Here is a 26,036-nt window from a genome sequence, read left to right as displayed (position 1 = left end):
GGTTGTGATTATTACTATATCAATTGGTTTTTATATACAAAAGCTCGGCGGTGGGGAGTGGTTTGAGTTCGGTTGGGTCTCAGGGGGTGAGAACTAAAATTGACTCTCGACAATGCGGTATTTGCTTAGTTAATTCATGCTCAAGGTGAATATTTCTAATTGTTACATCATATTTGCAGTTTTTTGAGAAGAAAGTCTCTAGTTTTATTGGTTGTGGCCGATACATCACTCAGATTGTGCATTGCTTGTTGGAGTGCACTAAAAAGTCCTGTTCAGGGTATACCAATAACGAGCGATTCTTTTTAAAGGTCCAAATATGTTTAAAACTAACTCTCTGAGTATCAAGCAAAAAGTTGTACTTGGAATTACCTTTGCGGTTCTTGCATCGACAGTGATTGTCGGCGCAATGGCACAACAACAAGCAAGAGATGTATTAAGTCATCGATTGATCGATATTGAACTTCCAGGAATGCTAGAGCGAATCAATGGTGAAATTGACCGAGAAGTCTCTCAGCTATTACTAGCTGCGGAGCAAATTGCTTCAAATGAATTCATTTCTGATGCTATCGAATCGACCGAGCGCGATGCCGCGCTAGAGAATAAGCTGGTTAAACAACTGAACAATGTTCGCAACCAATATCAGTTGAACGATGCCTCAGTGGCGAACCGTCAAACAGCTTACTACTGGAATCAAGATGGTTTCTTACGCCAGCTAAACCAACAACAAGACGGTTGGTTCTTTGGCTTTACGCAATCTGGACAGCCGACCATGGTGAGCATGTTCCAAGAAGCGAATGGCGAAGTGAAGATGTTTGCTAACTATCAGCAGCTTTCTGGTTTGGCGATGTCTGGTCTATCAAAATCGATGGATGACATGGTTAACCTACTCAATGGCTTTAAGATTGAAAATACAGGCTTCGTATTCTTAACCGATAGCCAAGGTGATGTTCAAATTCACCGTGAGCGTTCTCGCAGTGATTCTTCACTTCAACAACTCTACGGTCCTCAAGCAAGTCAACTACTGAACAAATCGGGCTTTAACCTAATTACCACTGAAAGCCAAGGCCAAGAGTTGTTTGTGGCGAGCTTGTATGTGTCTTCAATGGACTGGTTTGTTATTGGTGTCGTACCAACAGGTGAAGTGTTTGCAGAGCTAGATGCGACAGCGCAAAAGATGCTGATCATGACGGCGGTTGTGGCATTAGTGTTTATCCTAATGGGCGTAGTGCTAGCAAACAGCATTACTCAACCAATTAAACTTTTGGCTAAGCGATTCGGTGACCTTGGCGAAGGTGATGGCGATCTGGCGCAACGTATCGAAGTGAAAGGCAACGATGAAATTGCACAGCTTTCAAAAGGCTTTAATGGATTTATTGAAAAGATTCACGAGTCTATGAAAGAAGTATGCTCGACAAGCCAAGCGCTTCAAGTGGCAGCAGAGAGTGTTTCGAATAAAGCCCACATCACCCACGACAATAGCCAAGAACAGCGCGACCAAACCCTTCAAGTGGTTGCTGCAATTAACCAAATGGGTATGACCATCAGCGAGATTGCATCGAACGCGGCAACAGCAGCAGAAACGGCAACACAAGCGTCAGGCAATACGGAAGTCGGTCGCTCTGTGGTAAATAAAGCAAAAGACGCGATCAGCCGTTTAGCGCAAGATATCGAAAGCACGGGTCAGGTAGTAGAGCAACTGGCTTCTACAACTCAAGACATTGGTTCTATTCTGGGTGTTATCCGTGATATTTCAGAGCAAACCAATTTACTTGCATTGAATGCAGCAATTGAAGCCGCCCGTGCTGGTGAGCAAGGTCGTGGTTTTGCGGTTGTAGCGGATGAAGTACGTAACCTAGCAAGCCGTACCGCAGATTCAACGGAAGAGATTCAAAAGATGATCAACCAACTGCAAAGCGATGCTAAAGATGCGGTTACGGCAATGAGTGCGGGTAAGGTGATTACCCTTGAAGGTGTATCGGCTTCGGATGAAGCGGTAGACGTGCTGAGTGGCATTTCAGACCGTATCGTTGATATCACAGACCGTAACACTCAAGTGGCAACGGCAACGGAAGAGCAATCAACCGTAGTTCACACCATCAACCAGAACATTGAAGAGATTAACGCAATCAACGAAGTGACAACGGGCACGGCTGAGCAACTTGCTGAAGCGAGCCAAGAGCTTCGTGATCTATCGTCTCGTCTAGATAAGATGGTTGGTTCATTTAAGCTTTAATTCTTTCAAGCTGTAACATGACTTAGAAAGGGATATAGACGAAGAGCTGGGGTCATTTCATCGTGAATCCGGTTCTTTTTATTAGTGCGCTAATTTGCCTCTAACTGCCTTTAGCTTGATCTGGTTTCGGGCTTTGCTTTTAATCACCCTAGCATCATAGGGCGTAAATGAGTAAAATCTCGTTAGGTTTAATATTTAGGTAAGTATCATGAGCGATTTTGAAAAAGAACTAGAGCAGATGACTCAAGAGATGGGCGATGAGCCTGAGGTGAAACTGCCATCACTTGAAGAGCAAAAAGCAATTGTTGCTGAGTTCAAGCGACTAGAGGCGGAAGGCAAACTGACTCCTGAAGTGTTAGAGAAGCATTTTGGCCAGTTCAACAAACAGAATGATACGCCAATTCACTAAGTTGATTTAGACAGGTTTCATGTCTGAAAGAAGTGATATTAGCGGTTGGGTTCATAGCCTAACTAACAGATAAAGGTCTAGCGCTTGCTAGACCTTTTTTATTGCCGCTAGCGAAAGACCGAGTGGCTGACTCATGAACTATTCAATGTAAGTGAAACTCGTATCCAACACATAAAAATATCCAACACATAAAAAAATCCCCCTTACTGAGTAAGAGGGATTCGATATGGGCAAGTTATATCCTAAAAGGCTAAGCGATTAGTCTGTGCCGTATTCTTTGTACAAACGACGACATGCGCGGCCATCGCTGTGGAACAGGTGGCAACGGTGCGCTGGAATACCAATCGCCAACTTGTCACCTGATTCGATTTTCAACGTGTCTGGCTGACGATAGATAACATCAGCATCGGCACTTTCAAGGTTTAGGTAAACCTGAGTTTCGTTACCTAGTTTCTCTACCATCATCACGTCAGCTTCAATCGTCGCGTCACCTGATTCAGCAGACATCAAGTGTTCAGGGCGAATACCCAGAGACATACGATCACCAGCATTAACCGTCGTCCCGTCAACAGGAATCCAGAAAGTCATGCCATTAGAAAGTTGTACCAATACGCGTTCTGCTTCAGCTTGTTCAATGTGTACCGACATGAAGTTCATCTTCGGTGAGCCAATAAAGCCAGCAACGAAACGGTTTTGAGGGTAGTGGTAAAGGTCAAGCGGCTTACCGACTTGAGATACATAACCACCATCCAGAACAACGATCTTATCCGCCATTGTCATCGCTTCCACTTGGTCGTGGGTAACGTAGATCATGGTACAACCCAGTTGACGCTGTAGCTTGGTGATTTGCGAACGCATTTGAACACGTAGCGCGGCATCTAGGTTTGATAGAGGCTCATCAAGTAGGAATACGTTTGGTTGAGAAACCAGAGTACGACCAATCGCAACACGTTGACGTTGACCACCAGAAAGCGCTTTAGGTTGGCGCTCAAGAAGGTGACCAAGCTGAAGGATTTCTGCCGCATGTTCAACGCGTTTGTCGATCTCAGCTTTATTTGCGTTTGCTAGCTTAAGACCGAAAGACATGTTGTCGTATAGGTTAAGGTGAGGGTAAAGCGCATAAGACTGGAATACCATACCTACGCCACGCTTTGACGGTTCAACGTCATTCATGCGTTGGTCGCCAATGTACAAATCACCAGACGTAATGTCTTCTAGACCTGCGATACAACGTAATAGCGTCGATTTACCACAACCTGATGGTCCAACGAATACTACGAATTCACCTTCGTTGATGTCTAAGGTTACGTCCTTAGAAATCTGTACATCACCATATGATTTATAAACGTTTTTTAACGTGACACTCGCCATCTAGCTTGTCCTCGATCGATCAAATTTTAAGTTTTACTGCTTATCATTATAAGAAATTTTTGGGTCAGCAGTAACTGTAGGAATTGGTAAGTATTGAGTGAGTAAGAAAAAAGTGGGTGAGACTTGGCTTCTTTAACCAAGCCCACCCGTCATAGCCAAACTGATGCCCATTTCCCCCACATCCAGCTAAACCTCCCCCGTGATTCAATCACAGATTTAGCTCGATGCTAATATAAGACACCAGCGGGCAGTGAAGCCAACTAAATGAATAATGCGTCAACGCATAACACTTGCCGGTAAAGGGTTCTTACTATCCACTCTTGGATGAATGCAGTTTCGGTGAATTGGCGTAAGGGTACATCCTCCTAATGGAAAATTAACTAGGGGGAGTAGGAGGGGAGGAGTAGATAAATGGGGTTATTAATAATTGGCGATCCAGTTCAAATAAATCCACCACGTAACGGTGATGTTGATCACGATGAGTATACGTTTTGTGATTGCAGTCTCTAATCTGACCGGATGGCGATCACGAATTTAAGCCATAATAGCTAGGGCGTAGTGGCTAGGATGATGAGCTAGGGTCTGTTTTCTCAGATCATAACCTCCGAAAACTGGCTCGTCTTGGTAGATGTGCCCTACGTATAAATATAAAAAGGATATTCACATGAAAAACGCTCTAAGCGCTGTAGCTCTAGGTACAATAGTTGCTCTGGGTTCTTTTGGTGCAAATGCTGCTATCGAAGAAGGACAACTAACAATCTGGGTAGGTGGTGACAAAGCTTATGAAGGCATGGCTGAAGTAGGTAAACGCTTCGAAGAAGATACTGGTGTTAAAGTAACCGTCGCTTTCCCTGACAAGCTAGAAGAGAAATTCCCTCAAGTAGCTGCAGCTGGCGATGGCCCAGACATGATCTTCTACGCACATGACCGTTTTGGCGGCTATGCAGAAGCGGGACTTCTTGTTGATATCAAACCTTCTAAAGAAACTAAAGAAGGTATCGTAGACTTCGCATGGGACGCTGTTTCATACGAAGGTAAAACAATCGCATACCCTGTTGCTGTTGAGTCAGTTTCGCTAATTTACAACAAAGCGCTTGTTCCTAACCCACCTAAGTCTTGGGAAGAAATCCCAGCACTTGATGCTGAACTTAAAAAAGACGGCAAGAAAGCAATCATGTGGCCTCTACGTGGCGGCGCTTACTTCACATGGCCTCTACTTGCAGCTGACGGCGGTTACGCATTCAAACAGACTGCAGAAGGTTACGACATTAAAGATGCGGGCGTAGCGACTGATGGTGTTCAGAAGTCTCTAGGTTTCATCGAGAAGATGGTACAAGACAAGGTTATCTCTGCAGACATGGATTACTCAGTTGCTGAGTCTGAATTTGTTGCGGGTAACGTTGCAATGACAATCAACGGCCCTTGGGGTTGGGAAAACATCAAGAAAGCTGGCGTAGATTACGGCGTAACAACACTACCTAAGTTCAACGGTAAAGCGTCTAAACCTTTCGTTGGTGTATGGGCAGGTGGTATCAGCACTGCGTCTCCAAACCGCGACCTAGCTGTTGAGTTCATGGAAAACTACCTACTAACAGATGAAGGTATGAAGAGCCTGAACGACGACAAGCCACTAGGCGCTGTTGCTCTTAACTCTTTCCAACGTCAACTAGACAGCGATACTCGTATTGCAGCAACAATGGACAACGCGATGAACGGTGAAATCATGCCTAACATCCCTCAGTTCACAACATTCTGGTACAGCATGGAAGAAGCGATCGGCAACGTAGTTGACGGCCGTCAATCAGTAGACCAAGCACTAAAAGCTGCTGAAGGTCGTATGGTTAAGTAACACCCAGGCACTACCTTTTAAGGAGAGGGTAACCTCTCCTTACTTTTCTATTTTTTTATCTATATCGCTAGCAGGTTCCTCTATGCAGTCAGTTCAAGGTACAGATGCTATCCCAGCACCATCAAGCCTTCCAGGCAGTAAAAGCGTCTTCATTAAATGGGGGTTGCTTGGTAGCGTTGGCTTAATAAACGGCTACGCTACAATTCTAATGTATTCTCGCGGTGAGCTCGCTTTTGCGCTGCTTACAGTGATCTTAACGGCTTTGGCACTTTACATTTTTGGTAGTAAAAAAACTTACGCCCACCGTTATATTTACCCAGGTATTGCCGGAATGATCTTGTTCATTCTTTTCCCATTGGCATACACCGTAGGGCTTGCGTTTACTAACTACAGCGCGAAAAACCAACTTTCTCTAGAGCGTACTCAAACCGTTCTTTTAGACCGTTCTTTCCAAAGCGGTGAGAGCTACCCATTTACTTTGTACAAGACAGATGACGGTCACCAGATCGTTGTAAAAGATGGCGATCAACTGTTAGCGACTGACGTATTTTCTCTAGACAATATGACAGAAACAGAGATGGACCTATCTGTTATTGAGTCTGCGCAAGGTGAAAAAGAGAAGATCAAAGCGATCATTCAAAACCGAGCAGCAATCAGTGGTGTTGATTTCAATCTACCTGACGGTGGTGACATCCGCATGAGTGGCTTACGTAAGTTTGCTTCTGTTGCTCCGCTTTACACGCTACAAGACGATGAAGAAACGTTAATCAACAATGAAACGGGTGAAGTTCTCAAGCCAAATATGGATGTGGGTTTCTACCAGCCTGTTGATGCAAATGGTGAGTTTACGGGTAATACCATCTCTCCAGGTTTCGTGGTTAGCATTGGTACGCATAACTTTGAGCGTGTATGGAAAGATGACGGCATTAAAGAACCGTTTATCAGCATCTTTATTTGGACGGTTATCTTCTCGGTATGTACCGTAGCGTTCACGCTAGTTATCGGCCTTGTATTGGCTAACATCGTGCAATGGGAAGAGTTGAAAGGTCGTTCTATTTATCGTGTTCTACTGATTCTGCCTTACGCCGTACCCGCGTTTATCTCGATTCTTATCTTTAAGGGTCTATTCAACCAAAGCTTTGGTGAGATCAACATGGTGCTCGAGAATATCTTCGGCTTAAGCCCGAACTGGTTCTCAGACCCTATCTTAGCGAAAACCATGGTGTTGATGGTTAACACATGGCTAGGTTTCCCTTACATGATGATTCTATGTATGGGTCTGCTTAAAGCGATTCCTGATGATTTATACGAAGCGTCAGCAATCGATGGTGCGAACTTCCTTGATAACTTCAAGCGCATTACGTTCCCATTGATGATTAAACCGCTTACACCGCTATTGATTGCAGCGTTTGCCTTTAACTTCAACAACTTCGTAATGATTCAACTATTGACGAACGGTGGCCCGAACATGATTGGTACTTCTGAGCCAGCGGGTTACACAGACTTGCTTGTAAGCTACACGTACCGAATTGCATTCGAAGGCGGCGGCGGTCAAGACTTCGGTCTAGCAAGTGCTATCGCAACGCTTATCTTCCTATTGGTTGGTGCACTAGCGTTACTAAACCTTCGTTTCACTAAACTGTCTCAAGATTAAGGAGCACGACAATGGCTATGGTACAAGGTAAAGGCCTTAAATACCGAGTGTGGGCAACGCATGCAGTGTTGTGGTGCTTCTTGGCAATGATTATCTTCCCACTACTGATGATCATCGCGATCTCGTTCCGTGAAGGTAACTTCGCAACCGGTAGTTTGATTCCAGATAACCCATCATTGGAACACTGGAAGTTAGCATTGGGTATGTCAGTAACGAACGCAGATGGCTCGGTAACGTCACCTCCGTTCCCTGTGCTAACTTGGTTATGGAACTCAGTGAAGGTTGCAGGTATCACATCGATTCTGATTGTGACACTGTCTACGACATCGGCTTACGCGTTCGCTCGTATGCGCTTTAAAGGTAAGAACACAATCCTGAAAGCGATGATGATTTTCCAAATGTTCCCAGCAGTATTGGCTCTAGTAGCAATCTACGCGCTGTTTGACAAACTTGGTCAATACATTCCGTTCTTAGGCTTGAACACACACGGTGGTCTAATCTTCTCTTACCTAGGTGGTATTGCACTGCACGTATGGACGATTAAGGGTTACTTTGAGACGATTGATAACTCTCTGGAAGAGGCAGCAGCCCTTGATGGTGCAACGCCTTGGCAAGCATTCAGACTGGTTCTACTACCGCTGTCTGTACCAATCCTAGCGGTTGTGTTTATCCTATCTTTCATCGCGACAGTGGGTGAGGTGCCAGTAGCGTCTATCCTACTTACAGATGTGAACTCTTACACGCTAGCAGTAGGTATGCAGCAGTACCTATACCCTCAGAACTACCTATGGGGTGACTTTGCGGCAGCGGCTGTACTATCAGCACTTCCGATTACTATCGTGTTCTTACTTGCTCAACGTTGGTTAGTTGGCGGTTTGACGGCAGGTGGTGTAAAAGGATAAGCTGTACTCTATAAGAAAGAAAAAGAGCGACCGTTAGGTCGCTCTATATTGGCATTTTTATTACATCATTTGGTTTGGCCGCCGATCAGTAATAAAAATAACCCTCAGGTTACGCATAGCTGGCTACTAATCAGGTTCCTTACGCTATTAATGATTAGTGGTTTTTGTAACTCTAACCCAGGTATTTACTTGGGTTTTTTTATGCCTGCTACTTTTTGTTTTTTGTGTCAGCGTTACTCGTTAACTATCGCGCTCATATCTACTTTAAAACCCAAAGTTTCGAGTTACTTCTCTCCTAAATACCGACCACTTCATTTTGGTTACTTGTAGAAATGAACTAGTCTCACAAATCAGACACTCAGTATAAGTGGCTGTTGTACTATTGATATGTTGTGAATATTCCAATGCGTGATACTTCAATGATTTGTATGCAACAAAACCTGAAATTGCACTGAAAATGTATGGGTAAGCGAGAGGTAGTTACAAAATATTCAAGTGACATTCATGAGGATTATGGAGGTAGGTTTATTTATGCTTCTGGTTTTTGGTTGGACTTAGAAGTTAGAACTCTTTACTAGAAGGAGCACAACCTAAGTGTTGCAACAACACATAGATACTTTCTTGATCGAGTGCCACGCGACGAAATAGATCGGCAAATGTCGGATCTCCACCGAAACACGTTTGGATATAGTGGTTGATTTCATTGCTGTCGTAGCCTTCGACGTACAAAGTTCTAACCCATTGGTACTCAACAGCCTTTAAATTGTTCAGTGTAGACTCGCTAAGAGTGGGGCGTATGACGCTCAAGAGTGGCTCCAAGAAATTCAAATGCATCTATTATGATTGGCGGTATTTAATCAGAGCAAAATGACGACTTTATTACAGTCAAAATAAATCAGTGAACAAGTGCCGATTCATTTCAACCTTTGGCTGGGTATCACGCTCTTATCGTCTGTATTGGGTGTGCAGCGGATTTGGCGGTGTAGAGCACGAAGGTATCAAATAGATCAATGCCAAGCAGGCGCTTGGCATTGTAATAAAGTTTTATAGGGGGAGGGCTGCTGGTGGACCTTATTTCAGGTACTTCACGTGAGCTTCCATCTCTTCACCAATCTGTTTTCGCATGTTCATTAGGCGAATAGCCGAATCTCGTAATTCGATGTCTTCTGGCGTCTCTGGTATCCACTCTGGCACTTTAGTCGGATTACCATTCTCATCGACAGCGACCATAATAACGATACAGTGAGTTGTTAGGCGGTTATTGAGCTCTTTAGGGTCGCTTGCTTGCACGTCGATAGCGATATGCATTGAAGATGAACCTGTGTAAATGACCTTTGCACTTACTTCCACAAGGTTGCCTACATGAATTGGGGCAACGAATCGAATTCCGCCTGCATAGGCTGTTATACAGTATTTACCGCTCCAACCTGCGGAACAAGCGTAGGCTGCTAAATCGATCCATTTCATTGCTGCGCCACCATGAACTTTACCACCAAAGTTCACATCCCCGGGTTCAGCTAAAAAACGCAGAGTAACGTCTCGTTTACCATCTTGTCGGCTATTGTTACTGCTCATCTATCTTCCTTCATTATTATGCTGCATAACATGCTTGTTACTTGCTAATAACAATATACATAAGATGATAGAAATTAAAGCGGATAATCTCACGGTTAAGACTATTTTTTTCAAACGGATGACGAACCGATGAATATTGATGGTTATTGAGTTTCAAGGTGAGAGATAAACACGGAAAGACAATCGAGAGTAAGCTAAAAGAAAGGGTAGATTGCAAAAAAAACACCTAGCGTAATGCTAGGTGTTTCTAAGCCTTTAGGTACTCATGTCGGTACCTTTTATTGTTTGCCAACTAACCGTTGCTTGTTTGGTTTAGTTAAAGTGACTTTATCGCAATTACCACTAAAGTGGTAGTTAAAAATATTTATTCTTCAGCTCACTTTTACTCTTTTATGAAGTATAGATCCTTCGCGTAGATATTTCCTTTCGGATTGTTGTTAGGGAAGCCTTTGAGTGTATTTCGCACTAATCGAGTGTGATTGTAATGATATAAAGGTATAACTGCTGAAGAATAGTTGAGTAACGACTCATCGTGCTGATATAAAGTAAAGCGTTTAGCCTGATCTTCCGTTTTACTCGCTTGCTGTAAGGGCTCATCATAGTATGGATTACAGTAGCCACTCTCATTTGCTGTGTGAAACGTGAGTTTGAATTTTTACCCTAATGTGAGCGTTGGGTAATGCGTTTAGCTTTGTTGAGGGAGAGGAGCCTCAAGCCTTGGTTTTCTTCTGATTTGAGCAAGGATGACACCTGAAATCACCATCACACCACCAATGATGTGGAACTGGTTAATCTCTTCACCAAGCCATGTCGCGGCTAATACGATCGCTACAACCGGAAGCAAGTTCATGAACATCGCGCTTGAGTCAGCACCAATGGTGTCAATCGCTTTCACCCACATCCAAGGCGCTAAAATTGAAGCGGCAACCGCGGCGTAAGCTATCAATGGGAGCGCTTGTTGTGGTGGTAAAAGCTGTTTGCTGGTAAGCCAAAGTGGCGTAAGCATCGCGACAGCAAACAGACCCTGAATGTAAATCACCACCCAGCTACTGATTGGCATTTTCCAGCGTTTCAGTAGTACACAGTACGAAGCATAAACAAAGGCTGCAATTAGCATATAGCCATCGCCTTGAGTCAATTCTTGATGCATGAAGAATAACGGATCGCCTTTACCTAACATCAGGGCTAAGCCCGACAGCGACAATACACCACCCACAATACTCAAACTAGAAATCGACTTGTGCAGCAAAGGGACGCTTAAAAATACACTGATCAACGGGACTAAAGACGTGATCAATGCCATGTTGGAAGCGGTTGTGGTTAAGCCGGCGTAGTAACCTAGAGATTGATTCAACACCATGCCTAAAAAGCCGAGGAACGCTAATTTAGATAAGTTTGGCTTAATGACAGCCCACTGTTTCATCACTGGGCGAATACAGAAAGGCGTGAGAATTAACATCGCAAAAAACCAGCGGTAAAAACTCATTGCGCTAGGTTCTATGGTGCTTGCAGCAAGCTTGTTGACGATTGCATTGGCGCCCCAGATACAGACTGTAAAAAATGGTAATAGGTAATGCATGTGAATTCCGTGGCGAATGAGTTGGTGCGGCTAGTTTGACAGGTCGTTATACTTACAAGTATCTTTAGAAAGACATTAAGCGCGATAGGAAGACAAGTTTGAAAAAACACTCCAGAAACCTTCATCCATCCTTATTAATTGATAAGGCACCATCCAACGTATTTATGAATTTTGAAGCGTTTCTTTCGAACACTGAAACCCGAGTTCATAGCCACTCATGGGGACAGGTTCAATTGATCAGTGGTGGTATATTAGAGATGGAAGCGGAAAGCACTCGATTTCTAGCGCCACCACATCTAGCGATTTGGGTACCGGCCGGGGTGATGCATTGCAGTTATAACCGTAAGCCTTTGGACTACTGTTCACTAAATATCGCCCCAGAACTCACGCAACACCTGCCAGATAAAACTAGCCTTATAAAGATCACGCCGATTGTGTCTTCTATTATCGATGATTTTCGCGATCGTGGGATCAATGTTGCGGAAACCGAGCAAGACCAAAGGCTCGTTCAGGTACTGCTTGACCAACTTGCGCAGCGTGAGGTTGAACACCACTTCTTGCCTTCAACCGATAATAAGTATCTAGCGCCTATATTGGCTTCTGTTGAAGAGAACCCAACCGATGAAGTGACGCTGAAAGATTGGGCTGAACGTGTCCACACCACGGAAAGAACCCTTTCTCGCCACTGCCAGACCGAGCTTGGAATGAGCTTTACCGAGTGGCGACTGCGAGTGCGCTACCTATACTCAATGGACTTGTTGAGAAACGGCCAATCGGTTAAAGAGGTCGCTCTTACATTGGGTTATAACCAAGCAAGCCCATTTATCACCATGTTCAAACGTTACGCGAACCAAACGCCAGAGCAGTATAAGAACCGTTTGTTGTAGCTCGGTCTTGTTGCCAAAAGAACGGATGTTTGCGCTAGTTAGTGCGTAGATAGACCACAAGTGAATAGATAGACCATAAGTGAATACGTGCAGTATGAGCTTATGGAATCGCCCCTAACAGCCCATATATTTCGCTCTGTTGTTCGGTGACATCCTCATAGTGTTGGTTCAATAGAGCACTGTTGCTGCTCACTTTGAACAGTATGTACGTTTCTCCGTCGACCTCGAACCAATTGAAGGTTCCATGCTGGTTATACGTGGTCATTGTTTTGTTTATCTTCATGAGATATACATTAGCAGCGCAAGACATGCAGACGTACATAAGCCAAAGAAAGAAAAGAAAAACCACGAGCCTAATACTGTTTTTTCTTTTCCTACCTCTTCATTACTTTGCTGCCAACCAAGTTCACGAACCTGATCCTTGGTAAGGTTTAAGTCTAGTTTCTCGATGTATCTGTTAAGTTCGTCATTGTGCACTGAGCTAAGCATGTTCTATCTCCTCTAACCATTTGATTGGTATTTTAGGGGAGCCCAGTGTTTGGTTAAATTAGATATTTTTCAACAGGCGTTAAGGTAAATAGAACATATGGAATAACAAAAAACCTCCGTGGTGGAGGTTTTGGTTGAAAGTGTTTTAGTTGATGGTTATCGCGATGTATTTGTTGTTAGATTCCACCTGTATTAATACACAATCTAATACCCAGTCAACTCCATATAGCCAGACCCAGAATGAGAACCTTTGATTTCAATTGGCCCCTCCCAATAAGGAACCGACAGCGGCATTTTGGCATTTGGATTGAGTGCCGAGACGGTCAGTTCGATCTGTTGAGTTGGAATCGAAACTTGCCACTTTGTTGGGTAGTCACTCACGTCGATTTTAGTTTGCTTGATGGCGGTTAAGCTGATGTCTTGCTGCTTAATCGCGATGCCGGAGCCATCTTGATTCATCAACCTCGCATGAGAATAGCTGGCTTTGCCTGTAGTTGAGTTTCGAAGTTGAAATACCACCAAGCTGGTTTCATCACTCAGCCTTAGCGCAAACCAATCCCAACCTTGTTGCGAGTCGAGTAAAAACTGCGAGCTCCATTCTCTGTCTATCCAACCTTTGCCGGAAACTTGATGGGTGACGCCATCAATAGTTACCTCGCCCAATACATTGATGAATGGTTGGCTGTAGTAATAGGAAGCCACTTTGCCATCGCTACTTTTAGTGCTGTAGCCTTGTTGACCTTGCTTTTGATATGGCGCGTTGTTGGTTAACTTAAGCGAATATCCAAATTGACCCGAGTTAGCGACCAATGTAGCTGGGAACAGGTCATCGGTCGTCGACGTCCATTGCCAATCATCGAGGTAAACACGAAACGGCGAATCGCTTACACCCGCCAGTTCAGCTTGGTCACGTGACCATTTTTCATCGGCATAGTGTTTATTTTTAGTGGTGACAGCGCTGTGCGCCATGTAAATCTGCTGACTTTGCCACGTAGTTTCCTTGGTGCTATTGCCACTTTCATGTGGTGCAGCCGCAAAGCGGAACTGTGTCCATTGCACACCTAACACATTGTCTTCTTCATCAATTAAGTTTGCGGTTAAATACCACCATTCATGACGAAAATCTGGATGTGCTTGATGGTCGGCAGGGAAGGCGATGTCGATACCTTTAACTACCGGAGAAAATTGCGCTTGATCGATTGCCGTTTCATTCTCGGTTTGTGTTTCAGTACCGAGTATCGAACCCATATTTTGAGCTGATGGTTGAGTGGACTCCTCACACCCTAAAAGGAGTAAGATGCCAAGTGTGAGAACGAAAACTCTCATTGATCGATTCATCACAACACCTCACTTTGTAAACTGGATACCACGGGTTTACTGACCAAACGCCACAGTGGAATTAAGGTCGCAAACACAGCGACTAAAATGGTGATGGCTGCGATGCTGAGTGCGTCACTCCAATTCCATACGTAATTTAAGCTCCAACCAAAGGCGCGCAGGGTAACGATGTCCGTCAACACATAACCGACCATAGCGCCGAGTGGTAAGGCGATAACCAGAGTGAAGGCGACCAGAACAACGATTTGCCCGACCACCATCGCCATCAATTTTTTCTGACTAACACCGAGCGCGTACAACCTTGCAATAGCGGCTTTACGTGCATCGAGCAACATGAAACAGGCGCAGAACAACCCTATCACCGCCACCATTAAAGTGACGCCATTAAGCGCCCGAGTGATAGCAAAGGTTTGTGAGAAGATATCTAAAGCGATCGATTTGATCTGTGCTTGATCGTAAAGCTGACTTGGGTGCAGATTGAGTTGTTGGCGTAGCTGTTCGTACACCACTTGTGGGTCGCCAGAAACTTTGATTCCCAAGCTGGTGGGTAAATCAGTAAATCCGTTTTCGAGCCATAAATTAGGTGAAAGTAACACTTCGCCATTCGGTGAGCCGTAATCGTGGAAAATCGCCCCGACGATGAGTGTTTTGTCTTGGATCGCGTCGAGCTTGAGTTGGCTTCCAAGGGACAAGCCGAGCTTCACCGCCGTAGGTTCGCTGATTGCCACGAACTCACCTTGGTAAAAGCGCGTCCAGAAATCATCAAGGTGGGATTGGAACACCATGGTTTGCTCAAGTGTGTCTTTGTCTTTAGTGCCGAGCAAAGTCGGTAAACCCTGCAAGTTATCGTCGACATAATATTGCTTATAAACGGTTTCAACATTTTCAAACTGCTCTAACGCACGTTCGACATTCGCGATTTCACCTTGGGCAGGGCTAACGTAAATATCGGCATGTAAGCGCTGTTCAAGCCATTGCTTTAACGTGGATTCAAAGCTGCCGACTAAGGTATTCATTCCGATATTGGCGGTGACAGCGAGAAGCAACGCCATCATGGCAAGGGAGAGAGGGGAGATAAGTTCACGCAGCTCAGCGAACAGATATTGTATTAACCCCGATTGGGTGCGTTTTTCGCTCCAGTTCGCTAGTACGCTGAGCGTTTTGGGCAAATACAATGGAATCGACACCACTAACACACCGAGCCATACCATGGTGAAGCGGTGATGTTCGCTCAGCCATAACCCTGCTAACGCGACAATGGTTAATATTGACCCTATAACAAACAGCTGATTTTCGTTAGACGCTTCCGGCGCTTGATAGAAACCACCATGGGAAGAGAGGGGTTGTCGCACCCGCTGTTTAAAGTGCTGCCAACACGCGACAAGCGTTGCGGCCAGCGTGAGCAGCAGTGCCTGCACTAACCATTGCCACTGCCATGTGCCGGGAAGCAGTGTTGCACCATACAGTTGCTCAAGCGTTATCGCGACGGTGGGATGTAGCCAATGGCTGAGTTGAATGCCGAGAATGAAACCAAGCGACGCGCCTAGTGTGACTAAAAGAGTCAGCTCGACTAACAGAGCTGAAAACACGATGCTTGGCGCAATCCCAGCTTGTTGAATTTGTACCAACAGCCGATTACGTTTCAGCAAACTGTACTTCACACCGTTGTAAGCGATGAACAGGCCAACCAAAAACGCCAACAGACTCATGGCGGTGAGGTTAAGGTGAAAGCTATCGGTAATTGAACCGAGATCCGTGCTTTGGTTGTTGGATATCCATTGCCCTTGCTCGCCAATAAGGCTTTGCCATTTATCCTGAGCATTGCTGTTAGTGTCGCTCTTAGTGTCAAAAATAGCGATGTAGCTCAGTTGCCCTTGTTTGTTAAGCAGTTGCTGAGCGAACCCAATATCCATCAACATTCGGCTACCTAGCTGCCATTCATCTGGTAGCACTACCACTTGAGTGAGCACTTCATCCAAAGTGAGTGTGTCTACTCCTCCCAAGTTCTGGTGTTGCGACTGGCTCATCATCACAATGGGTTCACCCGCTAAGAGTTGCGGCAAAGGTAAGGCATTGTCGAACAGGGAAATGTTTGGTTCTTTGGTTTGAGTGTTGCTTTGTTCGTCGATGCGAGCGTGACGAGATCTTGAAGTGAGGGCGGCGATCAACTCACTGCCTTGAACTGACCAACGTCGACCTTGCTCGTCTCTTACTCGCCCTTCAATAACAGGTAGCGCTGCGCTTAATCCACTTTGTCTTAAGCTGAAGTAGAGCGATTCCGGCAAATAGTTTTGCCCTGCTGGTGGAATGATAAGGTTCTGCGCTTGAGCGCTAAGTTGCTCGGTCGATTCTGCATAACTGCGCTTGGCATTGAGGTTGATGGCTTGCACCGCGACAAACAAGGTGACCGCAAGAACAATGCCGATCAGAATCGCTGCGGCTTGCAATGGTGACTGACGATAGTGTGCCGCGAATAGATTCAGAGTCAGTTTGGTATGGGTGAGCTGGTTCTGAGCGAAGCCAGTTTGCTTCATTGGATTACTCACAACGCTGCTGCTCTTGGGGTTAGATCCGCGTTCCTTAAACAACCATCATCTAACACCAATTTTGTCTGCATAAAGCTGGCGCATTCTGGGCTGTGCGTAACCAAAAGCACCGCAGTGTTGCCTTGTGTGGTGATTTCACTCAGCAGCTTCATTACCTCAATGCCTGCTTTGTGGTCGAGGTTACCTGTGGGTTCGTCGGCAAGCAATAGTTTGGGTTTATGGGCTAGCGCACGCGCTATTGCGACTCGTTGTTGCTGACCGCCAGAGAGTGCGGATACATGTCTTTCGAGTAGCTCACTGATGCCCAATGCATCAACTAAATAATCGCACCAGTCGCTCCATTTCTGTTGATTTAAATGAAGAGGGAAGGCGATGTTTTGTTTTACGTTGAGTGGGGTCAATAAGTTGAACTGTTGAAAGATAACGCCCAATTTTTGATGACGAAATCGGCTCCATTGTGGATCTTTCCAATTTGATGTGTTCTCGCCATCAAGCCACAATTCTCCACCGGATAGAGGTTCAAACCCCGCAATGATGTTAAGCAGAGTACTCTTTCCACTGCCACTCGCCCCTGTCAAAGCCACGCTTGCCCCTGTTGCCAAAGCGAAGTCGACATTTTCCAACACGCTATGAGTGTCTTTACCATCAACAAAGCTTTTGCTGGCATGTGTGAGTGTGACAATTGGGCTTTCCATTTCCTTTCCTTATAACCAAAACCTACCATCAAAAGGTGTCGTTACTTGTGGCAATTACTGAAGCGACAAGCTCTATAAAACTGTAGACAACAATTTGAAAAAGAAAGCGATTTATATCGAATAATTAATAACTTGTACTGCGAAAAGAGAGAAATAGATCAGTGTGAGGAGGAATACAGGTGTTTGTGGGAGCTTAGAGTCACCTCAGAGGCTTTCGAATTTATCGTCAGACGGTTCGTGACCACGTTTAAGTGCAATAAATCATGGTTTAACGTGTTAAAGGTTTTCTTTATGAAAGTGTGTTGGGGGAGGGGGATAGTGCTGTTTTTCTAACTTGTTAATGCCCCCAAGTTTCTTAGAGTATTAATTCTCTTGTTTTTACCCACTTTAGTTAGCCAAGTTCAACTAATCATTGTTTCATGTTTACTTGGTGGATTCTTATTACTGTCTCTGTGCAGACATTTCGTGTCCTCCCCTCTCCTGAGTTATACGCTTTGGTCTAAATAGGCAAGTATTCGCAATATCATTCAATCTATGTAAGTGGTGATTACAAGCTGTTCTAATAATTATAATTCCTTATTAATGAATGACTGTTTTTATAAGTTTCGGGCATTTGTGTTTAATAGTCCACAATATCAGTCACAAATCGGTCAATAACGGGCTTGATGGCGATTTCGTCACAGTTTTGCCATTTTTTCATTGGTAAATTAATAATCAAGCAAGCGGGAGACCATTATGAGAAGCCTACAAATTGTTGAACTAATAAATGATCAAAGAAGTGCAACCGTCGAAGAAATAGCAGAAGCCTTTAATGTTTCTGTGGAAACCATTCGTCGAGATTTAAAAAAGCTTGATGAATCGGGCGCACTTAAAAGAGTTCATGGTGGGGCTATTAGTGTTCAAGAAATTGATGAAGGTCTTTCTTTTCATGCGCGTTCTAAGGACTATATAGAAGAAAAGGAATTACTGGTAAGCAAAGCGTTAGATTATATTAAAGAAGAAATGGTAATAGGTTTAGACGCAAGTTCATCGAGTTGGTGTCTCGCTCGAGAGATTCCAAATATCAGTTGCACTATTATTACCAATTCTCTTCAGAATGTTATTGCCCTTGAAGGTAAAAGTAATATTAATGTAATTTGTACTGGTGGCAGTTATTCCGAGAAGTACAGTAGTTTCTATGGTCCACTAGCAGTGGAGACACTGGCTAATATGTCTTTGGACGTCTGCTTCTTTTCCTGCGTTGGGTTTGATTATGACTCAGGAGTTTGGGATTCAAATGAATATAACTATCAAATAAAAAGAAGTTTTATCGATATATCTGATCAAGTTATTCTAATTGCCGATAAATCTAAATACAAAAAAAGAAGTCTTCTTAAAATATGTGATAACGAATCGGTAGATGTAGTAATAACTGATTTGTAATAACGTGAAACAAAATAAACTTTAAAATAAAAATAAATAATTTAATTAATAAATAAGGATATCTTATGAATGATACTCTCAATATAAGTTCGTCTGAAACACAGAGGAATAATAAAGTAGAGGTAATACCAAAGGAAATTAAATTTGCTTTTTGGCTACTATGTTGTTGTTTTGCCATGTGGGGTTTGGCAAATAACATGACTGATGTACTTATTGCACAGTTTCGAAAAGTATTTACTTTAACCGATATGCAATCCGGTTTGGTACAAACGGCTTTCTATGGCGCTTATTTTTGTTTGGCTCTTCCCGCTGCGCTTTTCATACAGCGATACAGTTATAAAGCCGGAGTGCTTTTGGGCCTTGGATTGTTTGCAACCGGCGCACTGCTATTTTATCCCGCCGCGCAAGCAATGGAATATTTACCTTTCTTGCTGGCATTATTTGTTCTAGCTGGCGGTCTCTCCATTCTAGAAACAAGTGCCAACCCATACATATTAGCGATGGGTCCTGAAGAAACCGCAACTCGACGTCTAAATATTGCTCAAGCTTGTAACCCTATTGGTTCGATCACTGGGGTGTTAATTGGCAAATTTTACATCTTATCGCAACTAAACCCTGCAACGGATAGTGAACGTGCGGCCATGGCTGCTGACGAACTAGCGAAAATTCAATCTGACGAACTGTACGCAGTAATGATGCCCTATATGGGCGTAGCAGTTGTTATTGCTTTAATTTGGCTATTGATTCTTAAAACTAAGATGCCGGCCGCAAAGGACACAAGTACTACCGGTGAGTCTACATTTGGTCAGGCGTACCGCCGTATTGTCAAGCGAAGCCACTTCACCAAAGGCGTGTTAGCTCAGTTTTTCTATGTCGGTGCGCAAATTGGTTGTTGGTCATGGACTATTCGTTACGTGATGCAAGAAGTCGGCGGTACAGAAGCAGAAGCATCAACATACCTACTGACATCTATTGTGATTTTCTCTGTCATGCGCTGGGTTTGTGTCGCGCTGATGAAACACATTGAACCACAAAAACTACTTGCTGCTTTGGCTGCGATCGCTGCGATTTTAGTCGCTGTAATCATGGTAGTGGGTGGGTTAGCAGGAGCTTATGCACTAGTCGGTGTGTCTGCATGTATGTCTCTGATGTTCCCGACTATTTTTGGGCTATCACTGAGAGATTTAGGGTCTGATTCAAAGTTTGGTGGAAGCTTCTTAATCATGGCAATCCTGGGTGGTGCACTGCTAACCGCCATCATGGGGCAAATCTCAGATGCAGCAGGCATTGGTGCCGCATTTGTTATCCCATTCATTGGCTTCGTTTACCTAGTGTACTACGGCGCAAAAGGTTACCAAGTTAAGTAAAGAATTATCCACAGGGGCAGCATTAACCTGCCCCCTGAATTAAAGAAATAATAAGGAACATCAATGATGTCACAGTTAGTTAAAATCGGTATTCGTCCTACCATCGACGGTCGTCAAATGGGTGTACGCGAATCTCTTGAAGATCAAACTATGGGAATGGCTCAGCGCGCAGCTCATTTTATTCAAGAGAATATTCGCCATGCTAGCGGAGAGAAAGTGGAGTGTGTCCTTGCCGACTCTTGTATTGGTGGTGTAGCAGAATCTGCTGCGACGGCTGACAAATTTAAACGTGAAAATGTGGGCCTTATACTGACAGTAACACCGTGTTGGTGTTATGGCACAGAAACCATTGATATGGACCCGCATACACCAAAAGCCATCTGGGGTTTCAATGGTACTGAGCGTCCAGGTGCAGTATACCTAGCCGCCGCGATGGCAGGCCACTCACAAGTGGGTTTACCGGCATTCTCAATTTACGGCAAAGAAGTGCAAGACGCAGGAGACGAGTCAATCCCAAGTGACGTACAGGACAAGATTCTTCGCTTCTGCCGTGCAGGTTTAGCCGTCGCGTCAATGCGCGGTAAATCTTATCTCTCGATGGGCTCTGTATCTATGGGCATCGCGGGCTCTGTGGTTAACCCTGAGTTCTTCCAGAAGTATCTGGGCATGCGTAATGAATATGTCGATATGACAGAAATCAAACGCCGTTTGGATCGAGAAGTCTATGACAAGAAAGAGTTTGAACTGGCACGTGCTTGGGTACGAGACTGGTGTAAAGAAGGTAAAGATTATAACGGCACCCCTTTCACCGAAGAGCGTAAAGCAGAGGATTGGGATACCGTCATTAAGATGACCATGATCATGCGCGATTTGATGCAAGGCAACCCAAAACTTGCAGAGCTAGGCTTTGGTGAAGAATCGCTAGGACACAATGCTATTCTGGCTGGCTTCCAAGGTCAGCGTCATTGGACCGATCATTTGCCCAATGGCGATTTTTCAGAGGCCATCTTGAACTCCTCATTTGATTGGAACGGCATTCGTGAACCAATCTGTGTGGCAACAGAAAACGACGCGTTGAACGGCGTAAATATGATGTTTGGTAAGCTACTGACGGGTGAGGCTCAGGTTTTCCATGATGTTCGTACCTACTGGTCTGAAGATGCGGTAGAGCGTGTGACAGGGACCCGCCCAGATTCCGGTTTCTTGCACCTGGTTAACTCTGGCTCAGCAGCGCTCGATGGGGCAGGTAAAGCGAGAACAGCTGATGGTAAGCCGGCGATGAAACCGCACTGGGAACTGACACAAGCCGACGTTGAAGCGTCTCTAAATGCAACGAAATGGTGCCCAGCCATTGAAGAATACTTCCGTGGGGGCGGCTTCTCGTCTCAGTTCCTAACTGAAGGTGGCATGCCATTTACTATGCATCGAATCAACATTATCTCGGGTATTGGTCCAGTGCTGCAAATTGCTGAGGGGCACTCTATCGAACTGCCAGAAGATGTTCATAATACCCTAAATGAGCGCACTAACGCGACTTGGCCAACGACCTGGTTCGTCCCTCGCTTGACTGGCCAAGGCGCATTTAAATCGGTTTATGACGTTATGGCAAACTGGGGCGCTAACCACTGTGCTATCACTTCAGGCCACGTTGGCGGCGATTTAATCTCTCTCGCTGCAATGCTGCGTATTCCGGTATCGATGCATAACGTGGATAGCCAAGACATCTTTCGTCCGCATACTTGGTCTGCATTTGGTCAGGATGTTGAGGGACAGGACTATCGCGCTTGTCAGAACTTCGGCCCTATCTATAAGTAATTCAATAGGTAACTAATTTTGCCTGCCCCAACTTGGGGTAGGCCTTAAAGGGGTGAGTTATGTCGATTGCTATTATTCTTGATTGCGGAGCCACCAACGTCCGCTCTATTGCGATTAACCAGCAAGGTGAAATTGTTGCGTCGCACTATATTGCTAATGAAACGCTACAGAATGGCACTAAACATGTTTGGGATTTTCAACAGATTTGGAAAAAGCTTGTTGAGTGTTCAAAGCAGGTAACGGCTCAAATTAATTCGACGGATATTGTTGCCGTTTCTGTCACTACCTTTGGAGTGGACGGGGCGCCCTTCGATAAAGATGGAAAGCAGATCTATCCCATTATTTCTTGGAAATGTGCTCGTACCGCGCCTGTGATGAGCCAGATCTCGCAAGATATTGACCGCGATGAACTGTATTTGACCAACGGCATCGGGGATTATTCGTTCAATACCTTATTCAAGCTTAAGTGGTTGAAAGACAACGAACCAAAAGTCTATAGCAATATGGATAAGTGGGTGTTTATTTCGTCGATGTTGACACAAAAGCTGACGGGCGAATTAACAACCGATCGAACGATGGCTGGCACGTCGATGATGACGGACCTAGACAGCGGTGACTGGAATGAAGGGGTATTACAGTACCTAGAGCTGACGAAGGCGCACTTTCCTCCCATGGTTGAAGCGGGCGAAATAGTGGGTTGTTTAAAAGACGATGTCGCCTTCCTGCTTGGCATTCCAAACAGAGTTCCAGTGATTTCAGCAGGTCACGACACTCAGTTTGCTTTGTTCGGCTCTGGTGCCAAAGAGAATCAGTCTTTCTTAAGCTCAGGGACTTGGGAGATCTTGATGGCTCGTTCGCCACGTCCTCAGTTAAAACCTGACTATCTCAAAGAGGGCATGACAACAGAGCTTGATGCTAAAAATGATTTGTTTAACCCAGCAATCCAATGGCTCTCTAGTGCAGTAATGGAATGGGTCGCCAACACCTACTTTACGGATATTGCCGAGAGCAGCAGTAAATACGCGGTGATGGTTTCGGAAGGGGAAGCGGCCCCTATCGGTGCAAATGGCGTTAGGTTCGATCCATCCTTTTTACTTGGTGGTGACGGTAAAGGAAATGGTGCGATTACTGGCCTGTCCATTAATGCCACAAGGGGCGAGATATACCGCGCCGCTCTAGAAGGACTGGCCTTCAAACTCAAGAGCAGTCTGCACTATCTTTCCACGACTTGTCGCTTAAATACCGAGTGTTTAATGGTGGTGGGTGGTGGGTCTAAAAATAGACTGTGGAACCAAATAAGAGCTGACGTTGTTGGCATCCCTATCCATGTGGTTGAACAGCCTGAAGCCACAGTGACGGGGGCAGCGATGTATGCCTTTGCAGGGGCTGGGGTATTTATTGATGCCAATCATGCCCAAGAAAATATGAAGCCTGCTTACCAAGTCATCACCCCGTCTGAGAGCCGTGAACAATACGCCCAGTTATTGGAGGAAATACACAATGCTTAAAGGAATCCATCCGGCAATAAGCCCAGAACTGCTTGCCGTATTAAGTCGAATGGGGCATGGCGATGAAATTCTGTTTGCCGACGCCCATTTTCCTGCGGAGACGTTTGGATCGCATGTGGTGCTAAGAGCCGATGGCGTGAATATCGATACGCTGTTAGAGGGCACAATACCGCTATTTGAGCTCGATGTGTACTGCCAAAGCCCGCTGATCATGATGCAAGCAGTAGAGGGTGACCAGCTCGACCCAACAGTTGAATCGAAATACATGGCGGCAATCACAAAGACCACGAAAGACAAGCCTGCATTAGAACACATGGATCGTTTTGATTTTTACGACCGCGCCGAAAAATGCTTTGCAGTTGTACTGACGGGCGAAACCGCTAAATACGGAAACATCATTTTAAAGAAAGGCGTAACGCCAGCTTAAGGAAGTAATACGATGACAATAACAAGAAATGAACTAGCACAAGACATTATCGATACATGCTTAGAGATGACTAAGCTGGGATTAAACCAAGGCACCGCAGGTAATGTCTCGGTGCGCTATGAAGGTGGTTTATTGATCACTCCAACGGGTATTGAATATGAGAATCTGACACCGGAAAAGATCGTTTTTGTAAGCGAATCCGGAGAATTTGAGGAAGGCAAAATTCCATCAAGCGAATGGGCTTTCCACCTAACCTGCTACCAAGCGAGAGAGGATTGCCATGCCGTTGTTCACAACCACGCCATTAACGCGACAGCAGTGTCTATACTCAATCGTCCAATCCAGGCGATCCACTATATGGTTGCAGCATCGGGCGCGGCAGAAATACCTTGTGTACCTTATGCTACCTTTGGCTCTCCTAAGTTGGCTGATTATGTAGATGCTGGCATTCGTCAAAGTAAATCTATTCTTCTTCAACATCATGGCATGATCACCGTTGGTGAAAATCTGAAGAAAGCATTGTGGTTAGCACATGAAACCGAGGTATTGGCTGAGCTTTATCTCAAGTGTGCAGCGATTCAGCCAGACGTTCCAGTGCTTCCAAACCAAGAGATGGATCATGTACTCGATAAGTTCAAGACGTATGGATTGCGAGTTGAGAAGTAATTGATATCGGCCCGATCCGTCGGGCTCTTACCGTAAAGGAATGACTATGGTTTTTGCATTAAATTTACCAAAACTATCATTATCCGGCGTAGGTGCGGTGGCAGAATCTGTTGCAGTGTTGGACTGTCGACCCGTAAAAAAAGCAATGATAGTGACAGATAAAAACCTTATTGAATTGGGGATATTAGATTCTCTTTATTGTGCACTCGATGATAAAGGGTTCGATTATGTCACCTTTGATAAGGTCACCCCTAACCCGACCGTTAGTTTGGTTAATCAAGGTGCTGAGTTTTACCAACAGAGCGGGTGCGATTGTTTGATTGCGGTTGGTGGCGGTAGCCCTATTGATTGTGCGAAAGCGATTCGTATTGTCACATCAAATGAAGGCGAAATCACCGATTATAATGGGGTCGGCCTGGTTAAGAATAGCGGTGCGTTCTTTATTGCTATTAATACAACGGCGGGAACAGCGGCGGAGATGACGTCCAATTCGGTGATTACCGATGAGAAGAATCTCGTTAAGATGGTGATCGTCGACACCAAACAGATTCCAGATGTTGCGGTTAACGACCCATCATTGATGGTTGGTTTGCCTGCCTCTGTTACCGCTGCAACGGGTATGGATGCGCTGACCCATGCCATTGAGTCGGTTGTGACTCCTGGCGCCCATCGTTTAACACTTCCGACCGCACTCGAGGCGGTTAAGCTAATTGCCAAATGGCTGCCTATGGCAGTAAAGGATGGAGCGAACATAGAAGCTCGGTCGGCACTTGCTGATGCGCAATTTTTAGCGGGGATGTCGTTCAACTCAGCCGGATTAGGCGCGGTTCATGCGTTGTCACATCAGCCTTCGGCAACACACAACCTAGCGCATGGCGTTTGTAATGCTATCTTGCTGCCTGTGGTGAGCGCATTCAATGCTCAAACGATTCCAAGTGCGTTTAGAGAAGTAGCTGAAGCGATGGGTGGGGATACGTCTCAGTTAGACGACACTAATGCAGCCCTATTAGCGGTGGACCTGATTTGCACGTTGTCTCGTGAAGTGGGTATCCCTTCTGGGCTGGCTCATCTTGGGGTTAAGCATGCGGATATTGATGGTTGGGTTCAAAAAGCCATGGATGATGTTTGTATGGGAGGCAACCCAAGAACGTTGACCAGTGAAGACGTTTATCACCTTTACGAGTTGGCGTTATAGCAACCGTGTAGTGGTACTGTAGTGGCTGAGTGAATTTGGCCACTTGATTGGAGGTTTGCAATACTTGAAGTGATTCATAAATCACTAATTTAGGAAACTCGCTGAGAAG

Annotated in this window: 22 protein-coding genes and 1 pseudogene; 13 read left to right on the top strand and 10 right to left on the bottom strand. The window is 45.0% G+C overall.

Features of this window, described 5'->3' with window-relative positions; translation table 11 throughout:
• The first annotated feature begins 316 nt into the window (after nt 1–316).
• Together AB4486_RS01095 and AB4486_RS01090 are read left to right on the top strand one after the other, a co-directional pair.
• Nucleotides 317–2,233, top strand: coding sequence for a methyl-accepting chemotaxis protein (locus tag AB4486_RS01095; protein WP_372116236.1), 1,917 nt, complete (start codon nt 317–319; stop codon nt 2,231–2,233).
• Nucleotides 2,234–2,441: 208 nt separating this feature from the next.
• Entirely contained in the window at nt 2,442–2,642 is a 201-nt protein-coding gene (locus AB4486_RS01090; RefSeq protein ID WP_010431457.1) for a hypothetical protein, read from the top strand.
• 258 nt (nt 2,643–2,900) lie between these two features.
• Here the strand turns inward: AB4486_RS01090 and malK are convergent, their stop codons facing one another.
• On the bottom strand, nt 2,901–4,013 hold the full coding sequence (malK, locus tag AB4486_RS01085) for a maltose/maltodextrin ABC transporter ATP-binding protein MalK (RefSeq protein WP_017060047.1): 1,113 nt from the start codon (nt 4,011–4,013) through the stop codon (nt 2,901–2,903).
• A 664-nt stretch (nt 4,014–4,677) separates the two neighbouring features.
• On the opposite strand from malK, the gene malE reads away from it, so the two are divergent.
• The 3 genes from malE (at nt 4,678) to malG (ending at nt 8,418) form a co-directional block, all read left to right on the top strand.
• On the top strand, nt 4,678–5,862 hold the full coding sequence (gene malE, locus AB4486_RS01080) for a maltose/maltodextrin ABC transporter substrate-binding protein MalE (protein ID WP_017060048.1): 1,185 nt from the start codon (nt 4,678–4,680) through the stop codon (nt 5,860–5,862).
• Between the two features lie 82 nt (nt 5,863–5,944).
• Nucleotides 5,945–7,516, top strand: a complete 1,572-nt coding sequence (gene malF, locus AB4486_RS01075; protein ID WP_017060049.1) for a maltose ABC transporter permease MalF — start codon at nt 5,945–5,947, stop codon at nt 7,514–7,516.
• Nucleotides 7,517–7,527: 11 nt separating this feature from the next.
• Nucleotides 7,528–8,418 (top strand): maltose ABC transporter permease MalG, encoded by an 891-nt coding sequence (gene malG / locus AB4486_RS01070; RefSeq protein ID WP_017060050.1) that lies wholly within the window; start codon nt 7,528–7,530, stop codon nt 8,416–8,418.
• Nucleotides 8,419–8,979: 561 nt separating this feature from the next.
• Here the strand turns inward: malG and AB4486_RS01065 are convergent.
• The 4 genes and pseudogenes from AB4486_RS01065 to AB4486_RS01050 form a co-directional block, all read right to left on the bottom strand.
• Nucleotides 8,980–9,252: a hypothetical protein gene (locus AB4486_RS01065; RefSeq protein ID WP_019822928.1), complete on the bottom strand. Its 273-nt coding sequence runs from the start codon at nt 9,250–9,252 to the stop codon at nt 8,980–8,982.
• 237 nt (nt 9,253–9,489) lie between these two features.
• Nucleotides 9,490–9,993: an acyl-CoA thioesterase gene (locus tag AB4486_RS01060; protein WP_004737700.1), complete on the bottom strand. Its 504-nt coding sequence runs from the start codon at nt 9,991–9,993 to the stop codon at nt 9,490–9,492.
• A gap of 382 nt (nt 9,994–10,375) precedes the next feature.
• Nucleotides 10,376–10,630, bottom strand: a pseudogene (locus tag AB4486_RS01055) (peptide ABC transporter substrate-binding protein); the annotation flags it as partial.
• 48 nt (nt 10,631–10,678) lie between these two features.
• Nucleotides 10,679–11,572, bottom strand: a complete 894-nt coding sequence (locus AB4486_RS01050; protein ID WP_136981751.1) for a DMT family transporter — start codon at nt 11,570–11,572, stop codon at nt 10,679–10,681.
• Nucleotides 11,573–11,670: 98 nt separating this feature from the next.
• Here AB4486_RS01050 and AB4486_RS01045 point away from each other — a divergent pair, with 98 nt between their 5' ends.
• Nucleotides 11,671–12,459 (top strand): helix-turn-helix domain-containing protein, encoded by a 789-nt coding sequence (locus AB4486_RS01045; RefSeq protein WP_029235520.1) that lies wholly within the window; start codon nt 11,671–11,673, stop codon nt 12,457–12,459.
• A 100-nt stretch (nt 12,460–12,559) separates the two neighbouring features.
• Here the strand turns inward: AB4486_RS01045 and AB4486_RS01040 are convergent, their stop codons facing one another.
• The 5 genes from AB4486_RS01040 to AB4486_RS01020 form a co-directional block, all read right to left on the bottom strand.
• On the bottom strand, nt 12,560–12,742 hold the full coding sequence (locus AB4486_RS01040; protein WP_065583542.1) for a hypothetical protein: 183 nt from the start codon (nt 12,740–12,742) through the stop codon (nt 12,560–12,562).
• A complete protein-coding gene (locus tag AB4486_RS01035) occupies nt 12,739–12,948 on the bottom strand; it encodes a hypothetical protein (protein ID WP_048609786.1) in 210 nt (69 codons plus the stop codon). Before AB4486_RS01035 ends, AB4486_RS01040 begins: the two co-directional genes overlap by 4 nt.
• Nucleotides 12,949–13,152: 204 nt before the next feature.
• On the bottom strand, nt 13,153–14,286 hold the full coding sequence (locus tag AB4486_RS01030; RefSeq protein ID WP_372116233.1) for a lipocalin-like domain-containing protein: 1,134 nt from the start codon (nt 14,284–14,286) through the stop codon (nt 13,153–13,155).
• Nucleotides 14,286–16,820, bottom strand: a complete 2,535-nt coding sequence (locus tag AB4486_RS01025) for an ABC transporter permease (protein ID WP_372116341.1) — start codon at nt 16,818–16,820, stop codon at nt 14,286–14,288. Before AB4486_RS01025 ends, AB4486_RS01030 begins: the two co-directional genes overlap by 1 nt.
• A gap of 8 nt (nt 16,821–16,828) precedes the next feature.
• The gene (locus AB4486_RS01020; RefSeq protein WP_372115645.1) at nt 16,829–17,527 is read right to left on the bottom strand and encodes an ABC transporter ATP-binding protein; all 699 of its coding nucleotides are present in this window, start codon (nt 17,525–17,527) and stop codon (nt 16,829–16,831) included.
• Nucleotides 17,528–18,262: 735 nt separating this feature from the next.
• Here AB4486_RS01020 and AB4486_RS01015 point away from each other — a divergent pair.
• The 7 genes from AB4486_RS01015 to AB4486_RS00985 all read left to right on the top strand — a co-directional run bounded on the left by AB4486_RS01015 (nt 18,263) and on the right by AB4486_RS00985 (nt 25,927).
• Complete coding sequence (locus AB4486_RS01015) at nt 18,263–18,949, top strand: DeoR/GlpR family DNA-binding transcription regulator (protein ID WP_048662208.1); 687 nt, start codon at nt 18,263–18,265, stop codon at nt 18,947–18,949.
• A gap of 197 nt (nt 18,950–19,146) precedes the next feature.
• The gene (fucP, locus tag AB4486_RS01010) at nt 19,147–20,316 is read left to right on the top strand and encodes an L-fucose:H+ symporter permease (protein ID WP_017059999.1); all 1,170 of its coding nucleotides are present in this window, start codon (nt 19,147–19,149) and stop codon (nt 20,314–20,316) included.
• Between the two features lie 66 nt (nt 20,317–20,382).
• Complete coding sequence (locus tag AB4486_RS01005) at nt 20,383–22,131, top strand: L-fucose isomerase (protein ID WP_372116338.1); 1,749 nt, start codon at nt 20,383–20,385, stop codon at nt 22,129–22,131.
• Between the two features lie 59 nt (nt 22,132–22,190).
• Nucleotides 22,191–23,639, top strand: coding sequence for an L-fuculokinase (fucK, locus tag AB4486_RS01000; protein WP_017059997.1), 1,449 nt, complete (start codon nt 22,191–22,193; stop codon nt 23,637–23,639).
• On the top strand, nt 23,632–24,066 hold the full coding sequence (gene fucU / locus AB4486_RS00995) for an L-fucose mutarotase (RefSeq protein ID WP_017059996.1): 435 nt from the start codon (nt 23,632–23,634) through the stop codon (nt 24,064–24,066). Before fucK ends, fucU begins: the two co-directional genes overlap by 8 nt.
• 18 nt (nt 24,067–24,084) lie before the next feature.
• Complete coding sequence (locus AB4486_RS00990) at nt 24,085–24,732, top strand: L-fuculose-phosphate aldolase (RefSeq protein ID WP_029236427.1); 648 nt, start codon at nt 24,085–24,087, stop codon at nt 24,730–24,732.
• A gap of 46 nt (nt 24,733–24,778) precedes the next feature.
• Nucleotides 24,779–25,927, top strand: coding sequence for an iron-containing alcohol dehydrogenase (locus AB4486_RS00985; RefSeq protein ID WP_017059994.1), 1,149 nt, complete (start codon nt 24,779–24,781; stop codon nt 25,925–25,927).
• Nucleotides 25,928–26,036: the final 109 nt, after the last annotated feature.

Origin of the sequence: Vibrio sp. 10N.222.55.C6, assembly GCF_041473395.1 — a bacterium.
Classification (GTDB): domain Bacteria; phylum Pseudomonadota; class Gammaproteobacteria; order Enterobacterales; family Vibrionaceae; genus Vibrio; species Vibrio crassostreae_C.
The sequence above is the reverse complement of the archived record's forward strand: the minus strand, read 5'-3'. Positions and strand labels throughout refer to the sequence as shown.